Source organism: Microbacterium foliorum, from assembly GCF_006385575.1.
GTDB classification, from domain to species: domain Bacteria; phylum Actinomycetota; class Actinomycetes; order Actinomycetales; family Microbacteriaceae; genus Microbacterium; species Microbacterium foliorum_B.
The window spans coordinates 3,005,856-3,019,361 of the sequence record NZ_CP041040.1 but is presented as its reverse complement, the minus strand read 5'-3'; the positions used below and the strand labels follow the sequence as shown (position 1 = coordinate 3,019,361).

Sequence of the window (13,506 nt, the reverse complement as noted above, 5' to 3'; positions counted from 1 at the left end):
TCAGGACTGCAGCCCGATGTGCCCGCGCGCCGTCGTTCGTAGCGTCGAAGGCGAACGAAAGGCGCGACATGATTCGAGTTCAGTCTCTGACGAAGCACTACGGCGAGAGGGTGGCCGTGAACGGCATCGACTTCACCGTCGAACCGGGCACGGTCACCGGATTCCTGGGACCCAACGGGGCCGGCAAGTCCACGACCATGAGGATGATCGTCGGCTTGGACCGGCCGACCGCGGGCACCGCGGAGGTCAACGGTCGGGCCTACGCGGATCTGCCCGCACCGCTGCGCGAGGTCGGCGTTCTGCTCGATGCGCGCTCGGCGCACCGGCGCCGCACCGCCTACAAGCACCTGCGGGCGATCGCGGCCACCCACGCCATCGGCGCCGCCCGCGTGCGTGAGGTGATCGAGATCGCAGGACTGGATGCTGTGGCGGACAGGCGGGTCGGCGGATTCTCGCTCGGCATGAACCAGCGGCTGGGGATCGCCGCGGCTCTGCTCGGGGACCCGCAGACGATCATCCTCGACGAGCCGGTGAACGGCCTCGACCCCGACGGCATCCTGTGGATCCGCGGCCTGCTGCGGCAGCTGGCGGGGGAGGGGAAGACCGTGCTGCTCTCGTCGCATCTGATGAGCGAGATGACCCAGACGGCCGACCATCTGCTGGTCATCGGCCGAGGGACGATTCTGGCCGACGGGCCGCTGCACGACGTGGTCGCGGGTGTGACCCGATCCGTGGTGCGCGTGAGGACCAGAGAGGTCGAGCGACTCATGAGCACCCTCGCGGGCCCCCGGGTCACCATGACGACGCACCCGGATGGCGCGGTCGAGATCGACGGCCTCCCCGCCGAGGAGGTGGCGCGTGCCGCGGCCGATGCGGGCATCGTGCTGTACGAGATCGCCACCGTCGAGGGCTCGCTCGAAGACGCCTACCTCGCCCTCACCGCTCACGACACCGAATACCGCGCGACCGCGCACGACGCCACCGAAGGAGCCGGACGATGACCCTCACCACGAGTCCCCGACGAGCGGATGCGCGCACTCGGCGCCCCGCGTTCACCCACGTGCTGCGGTCGGAGTGGATCAAGCTGTTCAGCCTGCCCTCCTCCGTGCTCGCCCTCGCGGCGATCTTCCTCATCGGGGTCGGTGGCAGCCTGTTCCTCGGCGTGACGCTCGAGTCGTCGGGTGCTCCGTCGGTGCTCCTGATCGAGCGCACCATGGCCGACGTCACGGTGCCGACCGTCGTCCTCGGCCAGATCATCGCCGGTATCCTCGGAGTCATGCTGATCGGCGCCGAGTACGCATCGGGCTCGATTCAGCCCACGTTCGTCGCGGTGCCCGACCGGTTGCGCGTCCTTGGCGCGAAGGCGGTCGTGGTATTCATCGCCGCCACTGCGACCGCCCTCGTCACCGTGTTCAGCGCATGGGCGCTCACCACGCCGATCTATGCGCAGTTCGGCCTCGCGGCACCGCTCACCGCACCCGGGGTCGTGGTCGCGCTGCTCAGCTCTGCGGGGTATCTCGGGCTCTGCGCACTGTTCGGGGTGGGCATCGGCACTCTCGTGCGATCGACGACCGCGGGAGCGATCATCGTCTTCCTGGCCACGCTGCTGCTGCCCGTGCTGACGTCGCTGCTTCCGTACGGGCTGCTCTCCCGCGCTCTGCGCATCGCCCAGCTGGGCAATGCGGGCGATGCGATGAGCCGGGTCGGCGCTGACGGCGGTCCGTTCCTCGACCTGTGGAGCGGTCACATCAGCGTGGGTGCAGGCTGGCTGATCGCGTCGATCTGGGCGGCGATCGCGCTCGCCGCGGGCGCGATCGCACTGCGCAAGAGAGACGTATGACACCGCGGCGATCCGACCTCGTGGCTCTCGGGGCGTACTCGGCGGTCTCGCTGGCCCTCGGCTACCTGTCGCTCGAGTCGTCGCTGACCACACCCGCGTGGGCGCTCGTGACGCTGCTCGTCGCCGGCATCTCGGCGATCCTCGTCTCGCGTCGGCATCCTCTCGTGGCCCTCATCGCCGTCATCGTCCTTCTCCCGCTGTCATTCGCCGGCGGATCAGGCGCCGAAGCGGTGCTCGCCGTGGGGGCGCTGTACCGGTGTGGAGTCGACCTCCGGCCGCGGCAGGCCTGGACGGCGTTCGCCGCGGCCGCGGTGTCGGGCACGCTCGCGGCGCTGGTGCTGGCGATCCGCGTGCGCCTCGGCCCGCCGCTGCTCGGGCTGGCGCCGCGAGTGGACCTCGACGCCTGGCCCCTCGACTGGCTCGGCATCGCCACCGTGGTGGTCGCGGTCTCGCTGATGTCCACCCTCGTCGGGCTCAACGTCGGCCACCGGCGGCGGGAGCTGCGCGCACTCGTGGAACGAGCGGAGCAGATGCGCCGCGAGCGCGACCAGGAGGCGCACATCGCCGCCGCGCTCGAGCGCGAGCGCATCGCGCGGGAGATGCACGACGTGATCGCCCACAGCCTCGCCGTGATGGTCGCGGTCGCCGACGGGGCGCAGGCTTCTGCAGCCGCTCGGCCAGAGGAATCCCGCCGGGCGATCGGGCGGGTCGCCGAGACCGGGCGCCGAACCCTCGTCGAGATGAGGCGCCTGCTGACGACGGTGCGCGGCGAGGGCGACCCGGTCGACCGTCAGCCGACGCAGGCGAGCATGGAGCGCGTCCCGTCTCTCATCGAAGAGTCGCGGATCGCGGGTCTGCCGGTGCGACTCGAGCAGACGGGCGCCATCGACGCCGATGCCGTGGTGGGGCTGACGGTCTACCGCATCGTGCAGGAGGCGCTGACGAACGTCCTGCGGCACGCGCGCGACGTGCAGGATGTCGTGGTGAGGATCAGCATCACGGACGAGGATGTGTCGATCGTCGTGGAGGACAGGTCTGCGCCGGCCCCGCCGGTCGTCGACCCGGGCCGTGGCCTGGTCGGCATCCGCGAGCGCGCCGCGTTCTACGACGGGCACGTCGAGGCCGGGCCTCGACCGGGCGGGGGCTGGCGCGTGTTCGTACGACTGCAGACGGAGGACCGATGACGACATCCGATGCCCACGCCGCCCGGATCCGGGTGCTGATCGCCGACGATCAGGAGCTGGTTCGCTACGGGCTCCGTCTCGTGCTCGAGGCCGAGGACGACATACACGTCGTGGGCGAAGCCTCCGACGGAGCGTCTGCCGTCGACGCCGCGATCGCGCTGGGTCCTGACGTGATCCTGATGGATGTGCGCATGCCCGGCAAGGACGGCATCGAGGCGACGAGCGATCTCACCGCGCGGCTGCCACGCACCCGGGTGCTCGTGCTGACCACCTACGACCTCGACGAATTCGCCTTCGGGGCACTGCAGGCCGGAGCCGCAGGGTTCCTGCTCAAGAACACGCGACCGGACGAACTCGTCGCCGCGATCCGCACGGTTGCGACGGGCGACGCCGTGGTGGCTCCGCGGATCACCTCGAAGCTCATCGAAGTCGCCCTGCCGCACCTGGCCCCCCGCACCCACCAGGCTCGGGACGATGCCCTCTCGGTGCTGACAGACCGGGAACGCGACGTCTTCGTGCACATCGGGCGCGGCCTCACGAACACCGAGATCGCCAAGGCCATGCATCTGAGCGAATCCACGGTGAAGGCCCACTTCGGCCGCATCCTCGTGAAACTCGACCTGCCCCACCGTGTGCAGGCGGTCATCCTGGCGTACGAGCTCGGCGTCGTCAGGCCCACCGGCCAGTAGCCCCGCGGCGCAGGGCCGCCCATCATCGCAGACTCGCTGCGGAGTGTCCACCACTGCCGTGCGGCTCTGTTCGTTGCAAGACTCGGCGCATGGTCTTCATCGGTTTTCATGCCTCGCACGAGCAGATCGCACCGAGCGCGCTTCTCGACGCGGTGATCGATGCCGAGCGCGCGGGCTTCGACGGAGCCATGTGCTCCGACCACCTCGCGCCGTGGACCCGGGCGCAGGGCGAGTCCGGTTTCGCGCTGAGCTGGATCGCGGCCGCGCTCGCCTGCACGGAGTTCTCGATCGGGATGGTCAACGCTCCGGGCCAGCGCTACCACCCCGTGATGATCGCTCAGGCGTTCGCGACCCTCGAGGAGATGTTCCCCGGTCGCTTCTGGGCGGCGATGGGCAGCGGCGAGGCGGTCAACGAGCACGTGACGGGCGAGGGGTGGCCGGCCAAGCAGATCCGCAACGAACGACTGCGCGAGAGCGTCGACGTGATCCGCCGGCTGATCGACGGCGAGGAGGTCGATCACGACGGCCTGGTGCGCGTGCACCGAGCACGAGTGTGGAGCAGACCGGCCGAGCCGCCGCCGCTGTTCGCGACAGCAGTGAGCGCCGAGACCGCGGAATGGGCGGCGTCGTGGGCGCAGGGCCTGGCGACGGTCGCTCAGGAGCCCGCCGCGCTGCAGCGGGTCGTCGACGCCTACCGAGGCGCCGGGGGCTCCGGCCCTTGCATCCTGCAGGTGCACGTCAGCCTCGCGGACAGCGACGCGGCGGCATTCGCGATCGCTCGCGAGCAGTGGACCAACGGTCTGCTCTCGCCCCCGGAGACGTGGGATCTCGAGCAGCCCGAGGATTTCGAGGCGGCGGTGGCGGGCCTCGACAAGAACGATCTGCGAAAGGCCGTGCTGGTCGACCACGACGCCACCGCGCTGGCCGGTCGCGTCGCCGACCTCGCGGAGATCGGATTCGATCGCGTGTACCTGCACCACGTCGGCACCGAGCAGTCGTACTTCCTCGCCGCTGCCGAATCCGAGCTCATCCCCGCACTCAAGGAGCGACTGTGAAGATCACCGATACGAGCGACCTCTGGTGGAAGACCGCGGTGGTCTACTGCCTCGACGTCGAGACGTTCCTCGACTCGAACGGCGACGGGGTCGGCGATCTGCAGGGCCTCGCCCAGCGGATCGACTATCTGTCGCAGCTCGGCGTCACCTGCCTGTGGCTGATGCCCTTCTATCCGAGCCCCGACCGTGACGACGGCTACGACGTCAGCGACTTCTACGGTGTGGATCCGCGTCTGGGCACGCATGGCGACTTCGTCGAGGTGATCCGCACCGCGCGCGATCGAGGGATGCGGGTCATCGTCGACCTGGTCATCAACCACACCTCTGACAGGCATCCGTGGTTCCTCGCCGCCAAGCGCAGCGTCGACTCGCCCTATCGGGACTATTACGTCTGGCGCGACGACGCTCCTCCGAAGGGCCAGAAGAACGCCGTCTTCCCCGGCCAGGCGAACGGCATCTGGGGCAAGGATGAGAAGTCGGGGCAGTGGTATCAGCACAGCTTCTACGAGCACCAGCCCGACCTGAACATCGCCAACCCTCGCGTGCGCGACGAGATCGCCAAGGTCATCGGGTTCTGGTTGCAGCTGGGCATCTCGGGCTTCCGCGTCGATGCGGTGCCTTTTCTCCTCGAGATCCCCGAGGGCGCCGGCATCCCAGAGCCGCACGAACTGCTGCGCGACATCCGTCGGTTCCTGCAGCGTCGGTCGAGCGAGGCGATCCTGCTCGGCGAGGTCAACCTGCCCTACGACGAGCAGGCGCAGTACTTCGGAGGCGATGACGGCGATGAGCTCACGATGCAGTTCGACTTCGTCGGGATGCAGTCGCTGTACCTCTCTTTCGCGCGCAAGGATCCGGCTCCGCTGATCGAGGCGCTGCGAGCCCGCCCCGTGCTCGGCGCCGAGGTGCAGTGGGCGAACTTCCTGCGCAACCACGACGAGCTGACCCTCGACAAGCTCAGCGACAGCGAGCGGCAGGAGGTGTTCGAGACGTTCGCACCCGACGAGCGCCAGCGGGTGTTCGGGCGAGGCATCACCCGGCGCCTCCCGCCGATGCTCGACGGCGATCCGCGCCGCATCCGCATGGCCTACAGTCTGCTTTTCACCCTGCCCGGCACTCCGGTGCTGTTCTACGGCGAGGAGATCGGCATGGGCGAGAACATCGAGATCCCCGGCAGGGAGGCCGTGCGGACTCCGATGCAGTGGTCCGACGATCGCAACGGAGGATTCTCGGATGCCGCGCCCAGCCGCCTCGTCGCGCGTCCGCCGTCCGACGGATATGCGCCGGAGCATGTGAACGTCGCCGCCCAGTTGGATGACCGCGGCTCCCTGTTGTACTTCATCCGCGCTCTGACCTCGAGCTACCGGATCTCCCCGGAACTCGGGTGGGGCACGTTCGAGGTCATCGACCAGCCGGCCGAGTCGCTGCTCGTGCACTCGCTCTCGGCCGACGTCGGCAAGATGATCGCGCTCCACAACTTCGCCGAGGTGCCGGTGACCACCTCGTTCCGGCTGGGTGACGAGCCGGAGGGCACGACTCTCGTCGACCTCCTCGAGTCGTCGCGCCTGACGCTCGACCCGAAGGGTGGGGTCGAACTGGAGGTGCCGGCGTACGGCTACCGCTGGCTTCGCGTATCGCGGCCCGGTGACGGCCGGGTGACCTGAGGGTCAGTGGACTTCGCGCAGCGCGGCGGGGAGTTCTGTGGCGAGTTCTCGGGCGAGATAGCCCAGACCCATCCGCTCGGCGAGGCGGTCGCCTGCGCGGGCGTGAGCCCAGGCTCCCCACACGGCGGCGCGTTCCGGTTCGAGCCCCCGGGCCGCGAAACCCGTGATGGTGCCTGCGGCCACGTCTCCCGAACCCGCGGTGCCGAGGCCGGGCCCGCCGACGTCGAGCCGCCACACCGCGCCGGAGGGCGCGACGACCGCGGAGTAGCAGTGGATCACGGCATCCAGCTCCCGTGCGACGGGCCGCAGGTCGTTGAAGAGGTCATCGACCGGGCGCCCCAGCAGCAGCTCTGCCTCGTCGAGATTGGCGTTGATGATCAGGGACCGCGGAAGATCAGACCGCGACACCTCTCTGACGGCTCCGACCGCGAAGGCGTCGACGACGAGGCAGGCGATATCGTGGCCTGCCAGCCGCCGTAGCCACCCGACGGCATCCTCCGGGTCATCCAACCCCGGCCCGACCAGCACAGCGTCCGCGCCTTCGTACGCGGTGCGCAGGGCGTCCGGTGTCTGCGCGTCTGCACCGGGCGACTCGTACACCCCTGCTTCGGGGAGGGTGATGCGCACGACATCGGCGATGGGGGCATCGGTCGTGACGGCGACCTTTCCCGCTCCGACGCGCAGCGCCGCCTCTCCGGCCAGGACGACCGCGCCCGCCGACAGAGGGGAGCCGCCGATGATCATCGCCGTGCCCCGAGACTTCTTCGAGTCGCCGGGCTCGGGCAGCCCCCACTGCTGCAACAGCTGCAGGGTGGCGGTCGTCGGCTCACTCGGGGCGGACATCGGGACTCCCGGGGTGCACGGTGACCTCCGCGCCCAGCTGCTCGAGGTGGCGCACATCCGAGAAGTCGATGAGCTGCCACTGCTCACCGTCGAATCGCAGCCGCGTCACGGAGGCGTTGAGCACCGTGTTCGCCGACGCGAATCGCATGAGACGCTGCTCGTCCATCCCGGTGAGCAGCGCGATCAACAGCATGACGACAGCATCGTGTGCGACGACCAGTCCCACACGAGCATCCGCATCGAGGGCGTCGTGCAGGAACGACCGCAGACGAAGGGCGACGTCGGCCCAGGATTCACCGCCGGGTGGGCGGTGGTAGTACTTGCCCAGGCGCGCCCGACGGTCGGCCTCCTCGGGATGCCTCGCGGCGACGCCCCATCGCGTCAGCAGATCGAGGATGCCGAGCTCCCTGTCGCGCAGTCGCTCGTCGGTCAACACCCGCTCGACGGCAGGGACGTCTTCCATGCTGAGCGCGAATGTCTGCTGCGCCCGCATGTACGGCGACAGCCAGGCGACGTGAGGTGTGACGGGGCCGCCGTGCAGCGCGGTCGCCAGAGCCCTCGCCTGCTCTGCGCCCGTCTCCGACAAGGGCACGTCGGCATCCCGCGTCGCGAGCGGGATCGTCTCCGCGCGGGCGGCCTCCGCCGCGGTCGCCGCGACATTGCCCACGCTCTCCCCGTGCCTGACCAGCCACAGCTCTTCCATGTCACAACTCCCATTCGTCGAACGGGAGGTCCCACGCGCCCTGGTCCGGCTCGACGTGGTCGTCTTTCTCGACCGAGATCACCACCCTCGTCGACGAGCGGATCAGCACGCTGATGCTCCGGCCCTCCGCAGACAGGGTGACGAACGTCGGCGATGAGGATGCGGCCGCTTCGATCTCCGCCATGATCTCGGGCAGGGGCTGATCGTCGTGAAGCACGAAGCTTCTGCCGTCGATCTCTATGTGAGTCCTCACGGTTCTCCTTCCCCTCGTGGGCGACGTTAGGCGAGACGGTCGAGTGTGCAGAGGGCCTTGCGCCTGGGGCGCGCAGTGGTTAGCGGATTCGCCGCCGAGGGTGGGCTGCACTCTCTACGATGGTGAGATGCAGGCTCTGGACACTCTCGCTCTCGTCGGTGAGGTGCTTTCCTGGGTGGGCCTCGGCATCGGTCTGCCGCTGCTTCTCTTGGCGTTCCTCATCCGCACCGTCGAGGGAGCGTGGCTGCCCGTCGAGATCGCCGTCATCGAGCGCGACGATTCGCTGATCGGACGCTGGTTCGCCGGCGGCGACTTTCACGAACGGCCGCTGAAAAGGCATGAGTCCGCCACTGCGGAGGACGGCTGGGCCGCGGGCGTGGTCAGCGCGAACAATCCGGCCCACGCACGGGTCGGCGAGCCTCCCCACGCGCGGCGCGTCATCCTCACTCTGGGGATCGTGTTCGCCGGCGTCGGGTTCGTCGGACTCGTCGTGTCGCTGCTGCCGCTGCTGGTGTCCTAGCTCGATAGTGTGGCGCTCATGCAGGACTCCGCCGACATCCCCCCATCCACCCCGCTGGACGACTGGTTGGATGCTCTGAGTCGACCGACGGGTTCTCCCGGGGGCGGTGCGGCGTCAGGGGTGATGCTCGCGATCTCCGCCTCGCTGATGAGCATGGTCGGTGGGTATTCCGATGGTGACCAGCGAGCGGCGGACACCGTCGACCGCCTCGCCCGGCAACGGGCCGAGGCGCTGCGGGCGGTCGAGGCGGACGGCGTCGTCTCGTCGAGCTTCGGGGCCGCGCTCGCTCTGCCCGCCGACGACCCTTCGCGCGACGAGCGCGTCCGCGACGCCGCTGTCGAGGCGGCCCGGTCAGCGGCGCGGGTCGGCGCGATCGGCGTGGCGATGCTGCGCGACGTGCGCGTGCTGGTGGAGGCGGGCAACCCGCATATCGTCGTCGATCTCGCGGTGGCGGCAGAGGCGCTCCGGGCCGGGCTGTCTGGCGGAGCCATGAACATTCGCGCGAACCTGCAGATCGCACGTCGTCACGGCGCCGCCGCCGAGACGATCGCCGATCTCGAGGCAGACGTCGAGCGCGTCGCGGATGCGGAGCGAGAGGTCGGCGAGATCATCCGGGAGCTGTCGTCACGCCTGGACTGAGCGAAGGCCGGTGCCCGATGCGACGCGACGGTATCCGTCGCCGTGGGGTTCGACCGCACCGCCCTCGATGAAGCTGTCTATCCAGCCGCGCATCGGCCACTCGCCCCAGCGCTCGGCGAACAGGGCGCCGTTGCGCAGGATGTCGTCGAGGTGGCGCCACGGCGGAGAACCGGCCGGATGCCACTGGTGGTAGGCGTGCGCGCCGCCGACCCACTGCACTCGCATGTCGAGCGACCGAGCGCGTCGGCCGAGGTCCGTGTCTTCGGCGCCGTACCCCTCGTACGCCTCGTCGAAGCCGCCGAGGCGCGTCCACGTCTCTGCGGTCACCGCGAACGACAGCGACCAGAACAGGTCGAACTCGTCATCGGTCGCCGTCACCACCTCGCCGTCCGGTGGCAGGGGACGAGCCGGATGCGGCCGGGTCATGGCACCGAGATCGAGCATCGTCGACGGGCGCTGCACGCTGTGCAGGTAGGTCACCGGTCCGCAGAGCAGGTCGTGCGGGTAAGTCTGTGCCGCGCTGACATATCTCTCGAGCAGTGCCGGCCCCGGCAGGCAGTCCACATCGAGGAACACCAGCAGGTCGGCCCCGTGATCCAGCGCGAGGGCGGCGGCGGCGTTGCGCGCCGCACCGACGCGCATGCCGTCGTGACCCGGCGGCATATGCACGAACAGGGTCGACGGCACTGCGGGCGGCGCGTCGACGTCGAGCCATGCCTCGACACGCACGACCTCGATGCCCGGCGTGCGCACCTCGTCGAGGAATCGGCGCTGGCGCTGCAGGTGGTCGAGACGGTTCACCGATGCGGGAGTGATGACGGCGACGCGGATCGTCATCGTGCCAGCTCCTCGATCGCGGCCGCGGCACGACCGGCGGCGCCCGACACCTGCCACACGTTCCAGCGGGGTGCGGTGTCGGCCGCTCGTCGGATGCTGTCGACCACCTCGGTGGGCGTCGCATCAGCCGAGACGGTCTGCGCGAGGCCGTGCGCCGCCAGCACGCGGGCCATGTCCTGCTGTTCGCCGAAGGGTCGCTCCTGGGCGATGACGACACCGCGGGCATCCGCTGCCGCGAGGTCGGCGATGCTGTTCTGACCCGCCGCGCTCACGACGACGGTGGCCCGGCACAGCAGCGGCCACACATCGTCGACGCGGTCGCCGTGGCCTGCTCCTGCGCTCTCGACGGCCCATCCGTCTGCGCTCAGCAGCTCGATCGTCTGTGCGAGCCGCAGCGGGTCGAGGGCGAGGCCGAGGAACAGCACGCGGCGCACGTCGTCGCCTGAGTCATCGCGAGTGCGGCCGTCGTAGCGCGAGATCGCGCCCACCGACCGTACGCGGTCCTCGCGACCGACGAGGGCTTTCGCGGGGATCGTCCCCGGAGCCCAGGGCGCCAGGATGCGGTCGGCGAGGTCGTACCCGAGACGGTGCGGAGCATCGGTGCGGTCGCCCGGTTGCGCGACGGAGATCGTCGGCACGCCGAGCAGACGAGCGAGCATCGTGACCTCGACGCTGACGTCGACGACGAACGCGGAGATGGGGCGGATCGCCACCCACTCCGCGATCGCCGCGAGACGAGCCTGGTGCCCAGGATGCCCGACGGGCGCCCAATGCAGCGTGCCGCGGGCCGTGACGTCGCCGAGCTCGCGCGCTTCGCGGCGAACTCCGTCGGGCCCGACCACCGCATCGGAGTCGGAGGGCAGCTGCACCCATGTCGTCCTCGGGGCCAGGGACTCAGGCTCGGGGAGGCTCGAGAACACCGTCACCTCATCGCCGAGGTGCGGGCGGATCCCCTGCATCCGGGTCACGTGGCCCCACCCGTGATGATGCACGTACCAGCCGATCATGCGCCGACCGCCTCGACGAGCTCGTGGCCAGGCACCGCGCTCTGAGCGGCGACCGAGAGAACTCGCTCGATCTCGCGGTGCCTGTGGTCGAGCGAGTGGCGAGCGGAGGCCGCCTCACGCACGTCTTGGCGGCGCAGTCCGAGTCGCGACTGCCCGACCAGCGCCGCTGCGGCGTGGGCGAGAGCATCGGTGTCGGCGGACGGCACGATGGCGGTGCCGGGGATTCCGGCCAGCACCTCGCTGGTGCCGCCGGAGTCGAACGCGGCGACGGGCGTGCCGGTCATGAGCGCTTCTGCCATCACGAGGCCGAAGGGCTCCGACCACACAGGGGTCACGAGAGCGACCGATGCGGCGCCCACGAGGGCCGAGAGCTCGGGCTGTCGCAGCGCCCCGACGTAGTCGATGCCGCCGCCGAGAAGCGGTCGCACCTCCCGATCGAAGTACGCGGCGTCGCCCACTCGGCCCGCGAGCTTCAGGCGCGCCCCGGCGCGTCTGGCGGCGATGATGGCGAGGTGCGGGGCCTTCTCGGGGACGATCCGTCCGAACCACACCCAGTCGCCTCCGCCAGGCCCGAGGCTCCACTGCGCCGTGTCGACGCCGTTGGTGAAGACGAAGGCCTCGACGCCCTCGGCCGACCAGGCCCGCGCGGTGTACTGGCTGACCGCGAGGAACCGATGCGGCGATGAGCCGGCGAGCGCGTTCGAGGCGATCACCATGTCGGCGAGGGGCGGCGTGTGCAGCGTGGTGACGACCGGCACCCCGATGTCACGGCTCCAGAGGATCGGATCCCCGTGGAGGCTGTGATTGTCGACGACGTCGACGCGGGTCTCGGGGGAGTCGAGCCGATCCCGCACCCGCGCGAAGGCATCGGTCATGAGTCGACGATGTCCCTCGGGGAAGTCGGTGTCCGACGCATCCCGTGACTGATGCCATCGGGGGCTGGGCAGGTGCAGGTCGATGTCGGCGCCGAGGAAGTCCGACCCTTCGGCCGCGCAGAGCTGCACGTCATGACCTCGGCTGCGCAGCCAGCGCACGCGGTTCCACACCACGGCTTCCAAGCCGCCGGCATGCGGCTGGCGCAGGGCGTGACGCTCGGGGGCCACGACGAGCACCCGCAACCGCTCGCGAGCGATCACGCGCGGGCCGCCGTCGAGATCTCGGCGCGCGCGCTGGTGTAGAGCCGGGCGTGCGCGTCGCGCACGGCCTCGCGTTCGGCCACTCTCTCGGAGCGCCGCCGTTCGACGAGCGATGCGCGCGGCGATGTGGCGCGCGCGTCGGAGGCGAGCGCCACTGCCTCGACCAGCGTCTGCGGGTCGTCGAGGTCGATCACGAAGAAGTCATCGGGATGCTGCGACCCGATGTGCCCGACGTCCGTTCCGGCCACGGGAACCCCCAGGTCGTAGCAGAGCTCGACCCACCCCGAGTGCGTGCCGTGCAGGTAGGGCAGGACGAAGAGGTCGAGTCCGCCGATCCAGGCATCGATGCCCGCGTCGCTCAGACGCGGGGTGCGTCGCACCCGCACCGCAGGGTGCTCTTCGGCGGCAGCAGTCACACGGGTGGCCGCTGCGTCATCGCGGACGCGATCGTGCATCAGCACCTCGAACTCGACCGCCCGCCCCGTCTGTGCGAGCAGGGCGGCGGCGTCGACGGCCGCGCGTACCGCACGCTCGGCGGCGATGTTGGGGCGCAGGTCGCGCAGGTGGATTCCGATCCGGAGGGTCTCGTCGACCGTGCGCTCGGGCACCGCGGCGCCGTCGAGCAGGGTGGGGTGAGCCAGCACCCGGCTGCTGCGGTGCCACCGCCGTTCGATCTCGGCGGCGGCGGTCGGAGTGAGCGTGATGAGGTGGTCGGCTGACGGGATGATCACGTCGAGCAGTTCTCGGTACGGGCGCTGATCGACGAGCTGCGGGTTCTCCAGGTCGTGCACGGTGTACACGACGGGGCGGCCGAGCCGGAGCGCGGTCTCGAGAGCCTCGCGCAGTTCGTCCGGCGAGAACGACTCGAGACCGAAGTGCACGTGCAGCAGGTCGAAGTCCGCAGCGTGTGAAACGAGCCACGGCGAGGTGAGCGCCACCGGCGGCCACCACACGTCGGCGGGCGCGCCCGCAACGGGAGGGTCGGGCAGCACACGCACACGCTGTGTGTCGGTGACCGCACGCACGTAGGGGTGGGCGGCCGGAATCGAGGCGACGCGGATGAGGGCAGGTTCGGTGAGGATGTGGTTCTCCGTTGGCGGCACAGCACGACGTGCGGGCATCGCAAGACGGAGGTGACC

Annotated in this window: 15 protein-coding genes; 8 read left to right on the top strand and 7 right to left on the bottom strand. The window is 70.1% G+C overall.

The window, feature by feature from the left end:
- Window positions 1-68: 68 nt before the first annotated feature.
- The 6 genes from FIV50_RS14640 (at window position 69) to FIV50_RS14615 (ending at window position 6,429) form a co-directional block, all read left to right on the top strand.
- Window positions 69-1,001: an ATP-binding cassette domain-containing protein gene (locus tag FIV50_RS14640; protein ID WP_140038062.1), complete on the top strand. Its 933-nt coding sequence runs from the start codon at window positions 69-71 to the stop codon at window positions 999-1,001.
- Window positions 998-1,840: an ABC transporter permease gene (locus FIV50_RS14635; protein ID WP_140038061.1), complete on the top strand. Its 843-nt coding sequence runs from the start codon at window positions 998-1,000 to the stop codon at window positions 1,838-1,840. Before FIV50_RS14640 ends, FIV50_RS14635 begins: the two co-directional genes overlap by 4 nt.
- On the top strand, window positions 1,837-3,024 hold the full coding sequence (locus FIV50_RS14630; protein WP_140038060.1) for a sensor histidine kinase: 1,188 nt from the start codon (window positions 1,837-1,839) through the stop codon (window positions 3,022-3,024). Before FIV50_RS14635 ends, FIV50_RS14630 begins: the two co-directional genes overlap by 4 nt.
- Window positions 3,021-3,713 carry a response regulator transcription factor gene (locus tag FIV50_RS14625; protein ID WP_140038059.1) on the top strand — a complete coding sequence of 231 codons (693 nt, stop codon included), beginning with the start codon at window positions 3,021-3,023 and terminating at the stop codon, window positions 3,711-3,713. Before FIV50_RS14630 ends, FIV50_RS14625 begins: the two co-directional genes overlap by 4 nt.
- 89 nt (window positions 3,714-3,802) lie before the next feature.
- The gene (locus FIV50_RS14620; RefSeq protein WP_140038058.1) at window positions 3,803-4,768 is read left to right on the top strand and encodes a TIGR03885 family FMN-dependent LLM class oxidoreductase; all 966 of its coding nucleotides are present in this window, start codon (window positions 3,803-3,805) and stop codon (window positions 4,766-4,768) included.
- Window positions 4,765-6,429: an alpha-amylase family protein gene (locus FIV50_RS14615; RefSeq protein ID WP_140038057.1), complete on the top strand. Its 1,665-nt coding sequence runs from the start codon at window positions 4,765-4,767 to the stop codon at window positions 6,427-6,429. The genes FIV50_RS14620 and FIV50_RS14615 overlap by 4 nt, the downstream gene beginning before the upstream one ends.
- A 3-nt stretch (window positions 6,430-6,432) precedes the next feature.
- Here the strand turns inward: FIV50_RS14615 and FIV50_RS14610 are convergent, their stop codons facing one another.
- The 3 genes from FIV50_RS14610 to FIV50_RS14600 are packed head-to-tail and all read right to left on the bottom strand — an operon-like array spanning window position 6,433 to window position 8,228.
- Window positions 6,433-7,272, bottom strand: coding sequence for an ADP-dependent NAD(P)H-hydrate dehydratase (locus tag FIV50_RS14610; protein WP_140038056.1), 840 nt, complete (start codon window positions 7,270-7,272; stop codon window positions 6,433-6,435).
- Window positions 7,256-7,975 (bottom strand): histidine phosphatase family protein, encoded by a 720-nt coding sequence (locus FIV50_RS14605; protein ID WP_140038055.1) that lies wholly within the window; start codon window positions 7,973-7,975, stop codon window positions 7,256-7,258. Before FIV50_RS14605 ends, FIV50_RS14610 begins: the two co-directional genes overlap by 17 nt.
- Window position 7,976: 1 nt before the next feature.
- On the bottom strand, window positions 7,977-8,228 hold the full coding sequence (locus FIV50_RS14600; RefSeq protein WP_140038054.1) for a hypothetical protein: 252 nt from the start codon (window positions 8,226-8,228) through the stop codon (window positions 7,977-7,979).
- Window positions 8,229-8,355: 127 nt separating this feature from the next.
- Between FIV50_RS14600 and FIV50_RS14595 the strand changes: the two genes are divergently transcribed.
- Both FIV50_RS14595 and FIV50_RS14590 read left to right on the top strand, forming a co-directional pair.
- Window positions 8,356-8,748: a hypothetical protein gene (locus tag FIV50_RS14595; RefSeq protein WP_140038053.1), complete on the top strand. Its 393-nt coding sequence runs from the start codon at window positions 8,356-8,358 to the stop codon at window positions 8,746-8,748.
- Window positions 8,749-8,766: 18 nt separating this feature from the next.
- The gene (locus FIV50_RS14590; protein WP_140038052.1) at window positions 8,767-9,387 is read left to right on the top strand and encodes a cyclodeaminase/cyclohydrolase family protein; all 621 of its coding nucleotides are present in this window, start codon (window positions 8,767-8,769) and stop codon (window positions 9,385-9,387) included.
- Here the strand turns inward: FIV50_RS14590 and FIV50_RS14585 are convergent.
- The 4 genes from FIV50_RS14585 to FIV50_RS14570 are packed head-to-tail and all read right to left on the bottom strand — an operon-like array spanning window position 9,373 to window position 13,488.
- A complete protein-coding gene (locus FIV50_RS14585; protein ID WP_258184294.1) occupies window positions 9,373-10,224 on the bottom strand; it encodes a galactosyltransferase-related protein in 852 nt (283 codons plus the stop codon). The genes FIV50_RS14590 and FIV50_RS14585 overlap by 15 nt on opposite strands.
- Window positions 10,221-11,231 carry a glycosyltransferase gene (locus FIV50_RS14580; RefSeq protein WP_140038051.1) on the bottom strand — a complete coding sequence of 337 codons (1,011 nt, stop codon included), beginning with the start codon at window positions 11,229-11,231 and terminating at the stop codon, window positions 10,221-10,223. The genes FIV50_RS14585 and FIV50_RS14580 overlap by 4 nt, the downstream gene beginning before the upstream one ends.
- Window positions 11,228-12,367 (bottom strand): glycosyltransferase, encoded by a 1,140-nt coding sequence (locus tag FIV50_RS14575; protein WP_140038050.1) that lies wholly within the window; start codon window positions 12,365-12,367, stop codon window positions 11,228-11,230. Before FIV50_RS14575 ends, FIV50_RS14580 begins: the two co-directional genes overlap by 4 nt.
- Complete coding sequence (locus FIV50_RS14570; protein WP_140038049.1) at window positions 12,364-13,488, bottom strand: glycosyltransferase; 1,125 nt, start codon at window positions 13,486-13,488, stop codon at window positions 12,364-12,366. The genes FIV50_RS14575 and FIV50_RS14570 overlap by 4 nt, the downstream gene beginning before the upstream one ends.
- Window positions 13,489-13,506 lie beyond the last annotated feature (18 nt).

Bases quoted from the DNA above. Each gene is read 5' to 3' on its own strand.
- FIV50_RS14640 (WP_140038062.1), top strand. From the start codon at position 69: ATGATTCGAGTTCAGTCTCTGACGAAGCACTACGGCGAGAGGGTGGCC.
- FIV50_RS14635 (WP_140038061.1), top strand. From the start codon at position 998: ATGACCCTCACCACGAGTCCCCGACGAGCGGATGCGCGCACTCGGCGC.
- FIV50_RS14630 (WP_140038060.1), top strand. From the start codon at position 1,837: ATGACACCGCGGCGATCCGACCTCGTGGCTCTCGGGGCGTACTCGGCG.
- FIV50_RS14625 (WP_140038059.1), top strand. From the start codon at position 3,021: ATGACGACATCCGATGCCCACGCCGCCCGGATCCGGGTGCTGATCGCC.
- FIV50_RS14620 (WP_140038058.1), top strand. From the start codon at position 3,803: ATGGTCTTCATCGGTTTTCATGCCTCGCACGAGCAGATCGCACCGAGC.
- FIV50_RS14610 (WP_140038056.1), bottom strand. From the start codon at position 7,272: ATGTCCGCCCCGAGTGAGCCGACGACCGCCACCCTGCAGCTGTTGCAG.
- FIV50_RS14605 (WP_140038055.1), bottom strand. From the start codon at position 7,975: ATGGAAGAGCTGTGGCTGGTCAGGCACGGGGAGAGCGTGGGCAATGTC.
- FIV50_RS14595 (WP_140038053.1), top strand. From the start codon at position 8,356: ATGCAGGCTCTGGACACTCTCGCTCTCGTCGGTGAGGTGCTTTCCTGG.
- FIV50_RS14590 (WP_140038052.1), top strand. From the start codon at position 8,767: ATGCAGGACTCCGCCGACATCCCCCCATCCACCCCGCTGGACGACTGG.
- FIV50_RS14585 (WP_258184294.1), bottom strand. From the start codon at position 10,224: ATGACGATCCGCGTCGCCGTCATCACTCCCGCATCGGTGAACCGTCTC.
- FIV50_RS14580 (WP_140038051.1), bottom strand. From the start codon at position 11,231: ATGATCGGCTGGTACGTGCATCATCACGGGTGGGGCCACGTGACCCGG.
- FIV50_RS14570 (WP_140038049.1), bottom strand. From the start codon at position 13,488: ATGCCCGCACGTCGTGCTGTGCCGCCAACGGAGAACCACATCCTCACC.